A 9525-nucleotide genomic window follows, 5' to 3' on the forward strand; every position below is an offset into this window, starting at 1 on the left:
CCAGGCCGCCAGCCCCAGCAACGCCAGGCCGCTGGCCAGGTACAGCGGCGCCATGCGCCGCAACCAGCGGCCCGGCCCGCCACGGCGCACCAGGCGCGCATTGACCTGTGCCATCAGCACGAAACCGGCGGCGTTGCTGCCGAACAGCCAGCCGTAGTGCTCGGCCGGCACCCCGTACAGCTCGATGAAGACGAAAGGCGAACCGGCGATATAGGCGAACATCCCGGCCATCGCCACGCCGCCGGCCAGCGAATAGGTGATGAAGGCGCCATTGCTCAGCAGCACCCGGTACTGCCCCAGCGCCCCGCGCAGCGGCGCAGGCGCCAGACCTCGCGGCCGCGTTTCCGGCAGCCACAGCAACACCGCCAGCAGGCACAGGCCGGCGAACAGCGCCAGGCTGTGGAAGATCCACGGCCAGCCCAGGGTGCCGAGCAGCAGGCCGCCGCCCAGCGGCGCGAGGATAGGCGCCAGGCCCATCACCAGCATCAATTGCGAGAACACCTTGGCCGAGGTCAGCGGGTCGCACAGATCACGCACCACCGCACGGGTCACCACCATGCCGGCGCAGCCGCCCAGGGCCTGGACGAAGCGCGCGCCGATCAGCCACTCCAGGCTCGGCGCCAGGGCGCAGGCCAGCGACGCCGCGGTGAACAGCGCCACCCCCAGCAGCAGCGGGCCGCGCCGACCGTAGCGGTCGGCCAGCGGCCCGTAGAACAGCTGACCGAGGGCGATGCCGACAAAATAGGCGGCCAGCGACAGCTGCACCTGCTCGACATCGGTGGCGAACTGTTGGGCCAGGGTCGGGAAACTCGGCAGGTAGAAATCGATGGCCAGCGGGCCGAAGGCGCACAGCGCGCCGAGGATCAGCAGGAGGCGAAGGTTCATGGACAGTCCGGACATTTATTAGCCGGCTAATCATCTCATCGGGACACCGCCCGAGAAAGGCCCGGGCCGCGGCTCGCGGCCCGGACCGGGCTCAGCGCTGGTCGGCCTCTTCGCCCTGTTCGGCCTTGCCGCGTCGGCTCAGGCGCTGCGCGGCGGACTCCACCAGCAGGTAGAACATGGGGATCAGGAAGGTCGCCAGCAATGTGGCGGCAAGCATGCCGCCGATCACCCCGGTGCCGATCGAGTGGCGGCTGGCCGAACCGGCGCCCGAGCTGATCGCCAGCGGCACGCAGCCGAGGATGAAGGCCAGCGAGGTCATCACGATGGGGCGAAAACGCAGCTTGGCCGCCTCCAGCGCCGAGTCGAAGATGCCCTTGCCCTCGGCGCGCAGCAGCACGGCGAACTCGACGATGAGGATGGCGTTCTTCGCCGCCAGGCCGATCAGGGTGACCAGGCCGACCTGGAAGTACACGTCGTTCTGGATGCCGCGCAGCCACACCGCGAGGATCGCGCCGAACACCGCGAAGGGCACCGCAGTGACCACCGCCAGCGGCAGGGTCCAGCGCTCGTACTGGGCGGCGAGGATGAGGAACACCAGGATCAGGCCGAAGACGAAGGCCTGGGTGCCCGAACCCTGGGTGGCCAGTTCCTGGAAGGCCGAGCCGATCCAGCCCAGGCTGTAGTCCTCGCCGAGCACCTGGTCGGCCACCTCCTGCATCGCCGCCAGCGCCTGCCCCGAGCTGTAGCCGGGTGCCGGGCCGCCGAGCACCTTGGCCGAGGGGTAGACGTTGAAGCGGTCGTAGGAGTCCGGACCGAGGATGCGCCGCACCCGCAGCAGGCTCGACAGAGGAATCAGCTCGCCGGCGCTGGAGCGCACGTAGACCTGGCCGAGGTCCTCCGGCTTGCGGCGAAACTCCGCCTCCGACTGCAGGCTGACCTGCCAGGTGCGCCCGTAGAGGGTGAAGTCGTTGACGTAGTAGCTGCCGAAGGTGGCCTGCATGGCGGTGAACACGTCGCTGACGCTCACCCCCAGGGCACGGGTCTTGGTGCGGTCGAGGTCGATGTAGTACTGCGGCACGTTGGCGCTGAAGGTGCTCTGCACCCCGGCCAGTTCCGGGCGCTGGCTGGCGGCCTGGACGAAGGCCTGGACCTTGGCGCCGAGCGCCTCGACGCTGCCGCCGGAGCGGTCCTGGATATAGGCCTCGAAGCCGCCGGTGGTGCTCATGCCGGTGATCGGCGGCGGGTTGAACGACAGCACCAGGCCGTCCTTCTGCGCCGCGCCCATGCCCATGAATTCGCGGGTCAGGTTGCGCGCATCCAGTTCGGGCGTGGTGCGCTCGCTCCAGTCCTTGAGCGGCACGAAGGACACCCCGGCGTTGCTGCGCACGCCGAAGGTGAGCACGTCGAAACCGGCGAAGGTGACCACGTCCTGCACTGCCGGATGCTCCATCAGTTGCTGGGTCACCGCGCCACTGAGCGCGTCGGTGCGGTTGAGCGAGGCCGCCGGCGGCAGGTAGTAGGCGTTGATCACGTAGCCCTGATCCTCGTCCGGCACCAGCGAGCCGGGCACCCGCGCGAACAGCAGCACGATCAGGCCGATCATCCCGCCGAACAGCAGCAGGCCCACGGCCGAGCGCTTGAGGAAGAAACGCACGCCGGCGCCGTAGCCCTCGGTGGCCTTGTCGAAGAAGCGGTTGAAGGCACGAAACGGCGCCGCCGGCTCGTGATGGCCGGGCTTGAGCAGCAGCGCGCAGAGCGCCGGACTCAGGGTCAGGGCGACTATGCCGGAGATCACCACCGACACCGCGATGGTGATAGCGAACTGCTTGTACATCTGCCCGGCCAGGCCGCCGAGGAAGCCCACCGGAATGAACACCGCGCAGAGCACCAGGACGATGGCGATGATCGGCCCGGTGACCTCCTCCATCGCCTCGATGGCCGCCTCGCGCGCATTGAGGTGCTTGGTGCGCATCACCCGCTCGACGTTCTCGATCACCACGATGGCGTCGTCCACCACGATGCCGATGGCCAGCACCATGCCGAACAGGGTCAGCAGGTTGATGGAAAAGCCCAACAGGTACATGCCGGCGAAGGTGCCCACCAGCGACACCGGGATGGCCAGCACCGGGATCAGCGTGGCGCGCCAGTTCTGCAGGAACACGAAGACCACCAGCACCACCAGCACCAGGGCCTCGAAGAAGGTGTGGATCACCTCCTCGATGGACACCCGGACGAACTTGGTGGTGTCGTAGGGGATCTTGTAGGCGATGCCCTCGGGAAAGCGCTGCGCCAGGCGCTGCATGGTGCGCTCCACCGCCTCGGCGGTGTCCAGGGCGTTGGCGCCGGGCTGCAGGTAGATGCCGAAGGCGGCGTTCTGCTGGCCGTTCAAGGTCGTCACCAGGGAGTAGTCCTGGGCGCCCAACTCGACCCGCGCCACATCCTTGAGCAGCAGGCTGGCGCCGGTGGCGTCGCTGCGCAGGATCACGCTCTCGAACTCCCTGGGGTCGGTGAAGCGGCCCTGGGTGGTCACCGTATAGGTGAAGTCCTGCGCCTCCTTGAGCGGCTGCTGGCCGAAGCTGCCGGCGGCGAACTGCGAGTTCTGCTCGCGGATGGCATTCACCACATCGGTGGGCGTCAGGTCGTACTGCGCCAGCTTGTCAGGGCGCAGCCAGATGCGCATGGAGTAGTCCTTGGAACCGAACTGGCTGGCGTCGCCCACCCCGGGCAGGCGCTTGAGCTCGTCGATCACGTTGATCAGCGCGTAGTTGCTGATGAAGATCGGGTCGCGCGAGTCGTCCGGCGAATAGAGGGTGATCACCTGGAGGATGTCCGAGGACTTCTTCTCCACGTTGACCCCCTGCCGGCGCACCTCCTCGGGCAGCTTGGCCTGGGCGGCCTGCACCCGGTTGTTGACGTCGATGGTGGCCTGGTCGGGGTCGGTGCCCACCTCGAAGTACACGGTCAGGCTCATGGCGCCGCTGCTGGAGGAGTTGGACAGCTGGTAGATCATGCCCTCGACGCCGTTGATCTCCTGCTCCAGCGGCGCCGCCACGGTCTCGGCGATGACCTGGGCGCTGGCGCCGGGATAGGCAGCCGAAACCGAGACCTGCGGCGGCAGGATCTCCGGGTACTGGGCAATCGGCAGGGCGCGCATGGCGGCCAGGCCGGCGAGCACGATGACGATGGAAATGACGGTGGCGAACACCGGGCGGTCGATGAAGAAGCGCGAGATCATGGCGTCACTCCTGCGCCGTGGCTTGCGCCGGGGCTGCCTTGGCCTCCTCGACCTGTACCGGACTGTCCGGGCGCACCTTGGCCAGGCCGTCGACCACCACCCGGTCGCCCTCGCTGACGCCGGAGGTGATCAGCCAGCGGCCGCCGGCCGTATCGCCGGTGCCGACCTGGCGCATGCGCGCGATGCCCTGCTCGTCCACCACGTAGACGAAGGTGCCGCGCGGCCCCTGGGCCACCGCCCGCTCCGGCACAGTGATGGCGTCGGGCCGGGTCAGGCCCTTGACCAGCACCCGCACGAACTGTCCCGGCAGCAGCTTCTGCTCGGGGTTGGGCACCACGCCGCGGGCGCTGACGGTGCCGGTGCCGCGGTCGATCAGGCTGTCGGTGAAATCCACCTCGCCCTCCACCGGATAGGCCGAACCGTCGCCGAACTGCACCTCGACGTTGAGTTTGCCGCTGGCTGGCGGCACCAGGCTGCCTTCGGACAACTCGCGACGCAGGCGTTCGGCTTCGGCGTCCGGGTAGGCGAAGTTGACGAAGATCGGGTCGAGCTGGGTGATCTGGGTGAGCAGGCTGGCACTGGGATCGCCGGCGACGATCAGGCTGCCCTCGGAGACGCTTTCCTTGCTGGTGATGCCGGTGATCGGCGCCTTCACCGTGGTGTAGTCGAGGTCGATCTGGCGCGATTGCACCTCGGCCTGGGCGGCCTCGATATTGGCCTTGCTCTGCTCGAAGTTGGACACCGCATTGTCCAGCTCGCTCTCGCTGGCGAAGCCCTTCTTCTGCAGCTCGCGAATGCGCTTGAGGTCGCGCTCGGTCTGCCGAAAGCGCGCCTGCTCCTGGGCCAGCGCGCCCTTGGCGCGGGCCAGCGCGGCCTGGTACGGGCGCGGGTCGATGCGAAACAGCAGCTGATCCTTCTGCACGCCGCTGCCTTCCTGGTAGGTGCGCTCCTGGAGGATGCCGCTGACCTGGGCCCGCACCTGTACCTCGCGATAGCCGGCGGTGCGCGCCGAGTACTCCAGCACCACCGGCAAGGCGCCGGCCTTGACCTGCTCCACGGTCACCGCCGGGGGTGGCGCGTCGGCACCCAGGGTGGCCAGCGGCAGCACGGCTAGACTCAGGGACAACAGCGGACGGAACAGGCGAACGAACGACATGAGGCACTCCTCTCCTTGGCGACGCGCATGGCGAAGGGTGCGCGGCGGACTCGCCAGTCGCGCGGCGCCACCTGCTGGCACGGCAAAATCGGTAAACTCGGCTCAACCAGAGCCTAGCCAGAATTGACCGAATCGCCATGCGCCGAACCAAAGAAGACGCGGAGAAAACCCGCTGCGCCATCCTCGCCGCCGCCGAGCTGCTGTTCCTCGAACAGGGTGTGGCCCATACCAGCCTGGAGCAGGTGGCGCGCCGGGCCGGGGTGACGCGCGGGGCGATCTACTGGCACTTTCAGAACAAGGCCCATCTGTTCCACGAAATGCTCAACCAGGTGCGCCTGCCCCTGGAGCCGCTGGCCGAACAACTGGAGGCCGCCGACGGCCTGACCTCGCTGCAGATGCTGCGCGACCTGTGCGTCGAGGCCATGGCTCACCTGGCGCAGGATGCGCAGCGCCGGCGCATCTTCACCATCCTGCTGCGCCGCTGCGAATTCACCGAGGAGCTGCGCGAAGCCGAGGAGCGTCACGAGGCCTTTATCAACCAGTTCATCGCCCTGTGCGAACAGCAGTTCGCCCAGGCGGCAGTACAGCCGCTGCTGCAGCCGGGCATCAGCCCGCGCCTGGCGGCGCGCACCCTGCACGCGCTGATCGTCGGCCTGTTCAGCGACTGGCTGCGCGACCCCAACCTGTTCGACCCGCAACTCGACACCCCGGCCATGGTCGACAGCTGCTTCCGCGGCCTGCTGCGTAGTTGGCAGTAGCTCGGGTGTCGCGGGGCCGCGCCTAGGCCGTACGCACCGGCCCCTGCTGCGCGCGGCGCACCCTACAGGTCCGGCTTCGGCGCATCCCCGCGCGACAGCGGCAGGCTGGCCCAGTCCAGCTGCGCCGGCACCTGCAGCGCGGCCTCGGCGGCGATACCCGGCGCCACCAGAAAGCCCTGCATGATGCTGCAGCGGTGGCGCACCAGCCAGTCGCGCTGGGCCTGGGTTTCCACCCCTTCGGCGATCACCTCCAGACCGAGGTGATGGCCGAGGTCGATGATGGTGCTGACCACCGCGGCGTCGCGCGGCGAATCGAGCATGTTGGCGACGAACAGGCGGTCGATCTTCAGCGTATCCAGCTCGAAATGGCGCAGGTAGGCCAGCGACGAATAGCCGGTGCCGAAGTCGTCGATGGCGATCTTCACCCCCAGCTGGCGCAGCTGGCGCAGCTGCGCCTGGGTCAGCTCCAGGTCCTGCATCAGCGCGCTCTCGGTCACCTCCACTTCCAGCTGGCGCGGCTGCAGGCCGTGGGCTTCGAGCACCCGCTGCAGGTCGTTGACCAGCTGCGGCATGCCGAACTGCACCGGACTGACGTTGATGCTGAGCACCAGTTCGTCGCCGAACTGGCGACTGAAGCCAGCCAGCTGGCGCGCCCCTTCGCGGAAGATCCAGTCGCCCAGGCGATTGATCAGGCGGGTCTCTTCCAGCAGCGGGATGAACACGTTGGGCGCCACGGTGCCGGCGACCCGGTGCTGCCAGCGCAGTAGCGCCTCGAAGCCGCGCAGCCGGCCGGTCTCCAGATACACCTGGGGCTGGTAGACCAGCACGAAATCGTCGTTCTCGATGGCGTGGCGCAGGCTCTCCTCGAGCATCAGCCGCGAGCGCGCGCGACCGTTCATCTCCGGGGAGAAGAAGCGGTACTGCTGACGCCCGGCACGCTTGGCCTCGTACATGGCCATGTCGGCGGCGCGCAGCAGGCCCTCGACGCTCTGCCCGCACTCGGGAAAGCAGGCGATGCCGACGCTGGCGCCGAGGGTGAAGTCGACGCCGTCGAGGTGATGGCGCACCGAGACCAGCTCGATCAGCTTCTCCGCGACCCGCGCCGCATCCTCGGGGTGGCCGAGGTTGTCGAGCAGCGCGGTGAACTCGTCGCCGCCGATGCGCGCCAGGCTGTCGTAGGGGCGCAGGCAGGCCTTGAGCTGTTCGCCGACGCGGCGCAGCAGCTGGTCACCAGCGTCGTGGCCGAGCGAATCGTTGATCCGTTTGAAGCCGTCCAGGTCGAGGTAGAGCACGGCGAGGCGCTGGCCGCTGCGCTCGATACGCGCCAGCGCCGACTCCAGCGCGCGGTGGAAGCCGCGGCGGTTGAGCAGGCCGGTCAGCGCGTCGGTGACCGCCTGCGACTCCAACTGCGCGTGCAGGTTGCGCACCACCGACATGTCCAGGGCGATCACCACCATGGCGTGCTGCAGGCGCGGCAGCGGCGAACAGGACAGCGCCACCGGCAGCACGCCGCCGGCGAGGGTGCGCAGGCTGGCCTCGTGCACCCGGTAGGTGGCCTCGCGCTTCCAGTGGCGGTAGAACTCCGACTGCTGCCAGTCGCCCTCGACCTGCGGGCTGTGCAGGAAGGCCAGCAGCTCGGAGCCCTCCAGGTCGGCGACTTCGCCCTGGAGCATTTGCGCCATGGCCGGGTTGGCGAACTGGATGCGGCCGTCCTCGCCGACCACCATGATGCCCTCGGCGGCGTTGTTCAGCACCGAGGCGTTGAATGCCCGCGCGCGGTCGAGCTGCTGGCTCAGTTGCTGCAGCTCGCTGCGGTTGCGCTCGTGATCCAGCAGACTGTGGATCTTGTGCCGCAGCACCGTGGGGTCGAACGGTTTGAGCACGAAATCCACTGCGCCACTGTTGTAGCCGCGCAGCACCGCGTCCTGGGTCTGGGCGATGGCGGAGACGAAGATGATCGGGGTGAAACGGGTGCGCGGGTTGCCGCGCATCAGCCGGGCCACCTCGAAGCCGTCCATCCGCGGCATCTGCACGTCGAGCAGCACCAGGCCGACGTCCTCTTCCAGCAGGCAGAGCAGCGCCTGCTCGCCCGAGTTCACGCAACGCAGCTGCCAGTCGCCGTCGTCGAGCAGGGCCTGCATGGCCTCGAGATTCTCCGCGCGGTCGTCCACCACCAGCAGGATCTGCGTTCCCTGCTCGGCGTCGATCTTGGTCTGCGCCTTGGCCATGCTACCTCCTGTGTCCTTTTGGCCTTGCACTGAACTCCTGCCTCTCAGGTTAGATCATTGCCGGCCAGCGGCAGTGCGATAGGCGTTAGCCAGCGCTCCAGCAGGGCCAGCAGCTCGTCGCGCTTGATCGGCTTGGCCATGTAGTCGTCGGCTCCGGCGGTGATGCATTTCTCGCGGTCGCCCTTCATCGCGTGGGCGGTCAGGGCGATGATCGGCAGGCTGCAGCCGTGCTCCTGCTTGAGCAGGCGGGTGGCGGTGTAGCCGTCCATGGTCGGCATGGCCATGTCCATCAGGATCAGGTCGAACGGCTCGCGCTGGTAGCAGGCGATGGCTTCGACGCCGTCCTTGGCCGCGGTCACGCGCAGGCCGACTTCATCGAGCAGCGCGCTTAAGGCGTAGACGTTGCGCATGTCGTCGTCGACCAGCAGGATGCGCCGCCCCTCCAGTGGATTGACGCGGCGCCGGCCCTGGTCGGGGCCGCGCACCTCGTCGAGAAAGCCCTGCACGGCCTGATCCAGCGCGGCGGTGTCGTCGCCGTGCTTGCGCACCACCACCGCGCTGTAACGGCGCAGGCGCTGCAGGCTCTGCAGGGTGACGTCGACCCCGGTGTTGATCACCACCCGCAGGCCCTGCAGCGGGCGCAGCTGGTTGAGGCTGTCGAGCAGGGCGAAGCCGTCCTGGTCGGGCAGGTCCAGGTCGATCACCAGGGCACTGAACTGGCCGCCGGCATAGGCGGCGCGGGCCTGCTCGGCGCTGGCGCAGGCGGTCACCGCGAAGCCCAGCTGGCTCAGGTGCTCGCGGTAGTGTTCGCGCTCGATCTCGACGTCCTCTACCAGCAGCAGCGCCTGATCCGCCGACTGGCCGTGCTGCAGGTCGAGGAACACCTGCTCCAGCTCTTCGCGGTCGATCGGCTTGACCAGGTAGCGCGTGCCGTCGTCGTTCCAGCCGGCCGGCTGCGGCACGCAGGAGATGATGTGCACCGGCGTGTGGCGATGGCCGACCTGGCCGCGCAGGCGGCGGAACAGCTGCCAGCCGCTGATGTCCGGCAGCAGGATATCGAGGATCACCGCGTTGAACGGTTCGTGCTGCAACAGGTTCAGCGCCTGCAGGCCGGTGCGGCAGTGCACGCTGGAAAAGCCGTGGCCGTGGGCCGCCTCGGCGATCACCGCGGCGAAATTGGCGTCGTCCTCGACGATCAGCAGCGGCGGCCCTTCGCCGCCGCGCTGCGGCCCCTCGAGCGGCGCTTCGGCGCTGGCCGGCGCG

The 9525-nt window shown here is 68.6% G+C and carries 6 protein-coding genes; 1 reads left to right on the forward strand and 5 read right to left on the reverse strand.

All coding sequences use genetic code 11. The annotated features are described in order from the left end of the window. From N878_RS04650 to N878_RS04660, 3 genes are all read right to left on the reverse strand, one after another. Positions 1-885, reverse strand: an 885-nt coding sequence (locus tag N878_RS04650; protein WP_021442524.1) for a multidrug effflux MFS transporter, incomplete at its 3' end; no start/stop codon positions are given. 91 nt (positions 886-976) lie between these two features. Next, entirely contained in the window at positions 977-4120 is a 3144-nt protein-coding gene (locus tag N878_RS04655) for an efflux RND transporter permease subunit (protein ID WP_021442525.1), read from the reverse strand. A gap of 4 nt (positions 4121-4124) precedes the next feature. Further along, positions 4125-5276 carry an efflux RND transporter periplasmic adaptor subunit gene (locus N878_RS04660; RefSeq protein WP_021442526.1) on the reverse strand — a complete coding sequence of 384 codons (1152 nt, stop codon included), beginning with the start codon at positions 5274-5276 and terminating at the stop codon, positions 4125-4127. Between the two features lie 137 nt (positions 5277-5413). On the opposite strand from N878_RS04660, the gene N878_RS04665 reads away from it, so the two are divergent. After that, the gene (locus N878_RS04665; protein ID WP_021442527.1) at positions 5414-6034 is read left to right on the forward strand and encodes a TetR family transcriptional regulator; all 621 of its coding nucleotides are present in this window, start codon (positions 5414-5416) and stop codon (positions 6032-6034) included. Between the two features lie 62 nt (positions 6035-6096). Here N878_RS04665 and N878_RS04670 read toward each other — a convergent pair whose 3' ends face one another. Both N878_RS04670 and N878_RS04675 read right to left on the reverse strand, forming a co-directional pair. Beyond that, on the reverse strand, positions 6097-8262 hold the full coding sequence (locus tag N878_RS04670) for a bifunctional diguanylate cyclase/phosphodiesterase (RefSeq protein WP_021442528.1): 2166 nt from the start codon (positions 8260-8262) through the stop codon (positions 6097-6099). Positions 8263-8306: 44 nt separating this feature from the next. Continuing rightward, positions 8307-9525, reverse strand: a 1219-nt coding sequence (locus N878_RS04675; protein ID WP_031302757.1) for a response regulator, incomplete at its 5' end; no start/stop codon positions are given.

The sequence above is a fragment of the Pseudomonas sp. EGD-AK9 genome, assembly GCF_000465935.2.
Lineage (GTDB): Bacteria > Pseudomonadota > Gammaproteobacteria > Pseudomonadales > Pseudomonadaceae > Aquipseudomonas.

What these genes read in the sequence shown, in the direction of transcription:
- N878_RS04665 (WP_021442527.1), top strand. Translation starts at nt 5,414, where the DNA reads ATGCGCCGAACCAAAGAAGACGCGGAGAAAACCCGCTGCGCCATCCTC.
- N878_RS04655 (WP_021442525.1), bottom strand. Translation starts at nt 4,120, where the DNA reads ATGATCTCGCGCTTCTTCATCGACCGCCCGGTGTTCGCCACCGTCATT.
- N878_RS04660 (WP_021442526.1), bottom strand. Translation starts at nt 5,276, where the DNA reads ATGTCGTTCGTTCGCCTGTTCCGTCCGCTGTTGTCCCTGAGTCTAGCC.
- N878_RS04670 (WP_021442528.1), bottom strand. Translation starts at nt 8,262, where the DNA reads ATGGCCAAGGCGCAGACCAAGATCGACGCCGAGCAGGGAACGCAGATC.